At 40.7% G+C, this 2,853-nt stretch carries 1 protein-coding gene and 1 pseudogene; both read right to left on the bottom strand.

Going from position 1 to position 2,853, the window contains the following annotated elements:
* Positions 1 to 584: pseudogene (locus QNK26_RS03900) on the bottom strand (Mur ligase); the annotation flags it as partial.
* On the bottom strand, positions 585 to 2,853 hold a 2,269-nt coding region (gene cphA, locus QNK26_RS03895), incomplete at its 5' end, for a cyanophycin synthetase (protein WP_319220953.1). It lies immediately after the preceding pseudogene.

Raw genomic sequence — 2,853 nt, 5'->3', positions numbered from 1 at the left:
GTCACCAAGGCTAAAGGTACTGCTTGGTATTGTTGCCAATTAATGGTTTCAGGGTTTGGTAAATCGAATACCGACCAAGTTTTTGCTGTAACGCCATAACCCAATGAAAAATCGTCATCATCAACCAAATATGGTGCATTTTGTTGTTTCGCCTGGCACATTAAACTCATTAATTGAGGATTAGCTTCTTCAGCAATAGACAAATTAATTTTGTTAACAAGCTCAGGATACGACATCTGGACTAGTTCAGGGTTTTCTATATTTTCAATGTCTACAGAAAAATGTTTACAGGTTAAAATCCACGCGGCTTCGTTTAATTCGCAGGACGCATATAACGCGTCCATTGGTGCACTAATAGCAAGGCTTATACCGTCTTCAAAAAGTCGGTAACAAGTAGCTTCATCAGACCAGTTTACTTCTTGCTGCAATTGTTGAACATTTACTAGCCATTGCTCGACAACTTGCTGCTTATCAATGCCACTAACAAACGCATCAAGAACTGATCCTGTTTTTTCCCATAGGAGACTTTTACCAGTTATTCTGCGACAGTCATCTAATGTTAGTTTAATAGTTTCATTTTTCATTTAATCACTTTCTTCATCATGTTCAGACACAAGACGAACACCGCGGTCGTCCTTCACGATTTTCATTCCGGTTCCTAATACAAAGGGATCTTGTCCATTACCTTCTAGCATTGTGACTTCTGCTTTAATAGGCTTTTCAATGGGATTTTCAGGATCACAATGAATACCATTAAAATGAATGATTTGTTTCCAACAGCGAGTAATCGCATCACCAAATACAATAACTAAATCATTATGCTCTGCAACCGATAAGCCTTTTTCTATCGCTTCAACTTCATCAGGAATGATTAAAATATTTTCGTCTTTTATTCCTTGTTCACGGAGTACTTGTGCCATTTTTTGTGGTACTTCGTCATATCCGCGGCCGCGGCGATTATCGTCAGCTTTTAAGATATAAAGATCAAAATGCCCAGCTGCCGCTTTAGCAATATTATCAATGTCTTGATCTCTTCTGTCGCCTGGGCCGGCAATAATCGCAATACGCTTGCCATGCACCTCAAGTTTACTTGCTAACTCACTCATATGACGCACACCATCGGCATTATGAGCATAATCAAGAATGACTCTAAACGGATGTTCGTCAAATACGTTCATTCTGCCTGGAGCCTGGAAGAATGTAGTGTTGAAGGTTCTAAGACCTTGTTGAATCGAATCTAACGATTTTCCTAAACTATAAGCCAGTGCCGCAGCAAACATGGCATTTTGCACGTTATGTACTGCTTTACCTTCTAATGTGGCGGGAATTAAATGAGTCCATAGAATTGGGATATGAGCGCCATTATCAAAAATAGTGATCAATTCACCATTGATACTTTTCTCTAGCACTACGGCTCTACCACCAGCGCGAATATGCTCGCGTACTAAACCATGTCCTGAATTCATAGTGACGTAACAAATATGTTTCGCTTTGGTGTGATCAGCCATTTTTAAACATTGTTCATCATCGGCATTTAATACCACTGTATCTTTGGCCACTTCAACGACGATACGTTTAATTTCTGCCAGTTGATCGAGGGTATCGATACCACGTAAACCAAGGTGATCTTCCTGAACATTAATACAAGCGGCAACATCACTTTCAAAATAACCTAGACCAGAGCGAGCAATACCGCCACGCGCAGTTTCAAGTACGGCAATATCAACCGATGGGTCACGTAATACAATTTGAGAAGCCACAGGACCGGTCATATCACCTTTTACAGATAAATGTCCGTCAACATAAACACCGTCAGTCGATGTCATACCAACGACATGTCCATCTGTTTTTAAGATATGAGATAGCATTCTTGAGGTTGTTGTTTTACCATTTGTACCTGTAATACCAGCAATCGGTATACACGTTGGTGATGCTGGCGGAAATAGCATATCAATCACTTTTCCAGCAACGTCACGAGGTTTTCCTTGACTAGGCGCAACATGCATCCTAAAACCAGGCGCAGCATTTACCTCGACAATACCACCGCCAATTTCTTTATAAGAACGCGTAATATCTGAGGTTAGAAAATCTACACCACCCACGTCTAATCCCACGGCCTGTACTGCACGTTCTGCCATTACTTTGTTATCAGGATGTACGACATCGGTTAAATCAATTGCGGTACCACCTGTTGATAAGTTTGCCGTTGAACGTAAATAAAACGCCTCATCTTTTTTAAGAATAGTTTCAGGGGTATAGCCCGCTTCTTCAACTAATCGTTCGGCTTGTGTGTCCATTTCTAGTTGGGTTAATACTTTTTCATGACCAACTCCACGGCGCGGATCTTCATTGACCTGATCAATAAGTTCACTGATGGTTTTTTTACCATCGCCAACAACATGTCCAGGTACTCGTTTAGCCACCGCAACTAATTCACCGTTTACTACTAACATACGATGGTCTAAACCAGTTAGGAATGACTCTACTAATACAGCGCGGCTGGTACCATGTTCGCGAGCAAATGCAAATGCAGTTATAATTTGTTCTTCAGTGCTTAAATCAATTGAAACGCCACGACCATGATTGGCATTTAATGGTTTCAATACCACTGGGTAGCCAATACGTTTCGCGACTCTTATTGCTTCGCGCTCAGAATACACCATACGTTGCTGAGGTACAGGCAGCCCCAAGTCGTTTAATAAATTATGGGTATCTTCTTTATCACATGAAATTTCTACAGCTATGTGTTTAGTTTCACTGGTGATGGTTGCTTGAATACGTTGTTGGTATTTACCATGGCCAAATTGCACAAGGCTATATTTGTTTAAACGTAACCAAGGAATATTTCGTTCT

This window comes from Moritella sp., assembly GCF_033791185.1.
GTDB lineage: Bacteria > Pseudomonadota > Gammaproteobacteria > Enterobacterales > Moritellaceae > Moritella.
This window is presented reverse-complemented; position numbering and strand designations above follow the sequence as displayed.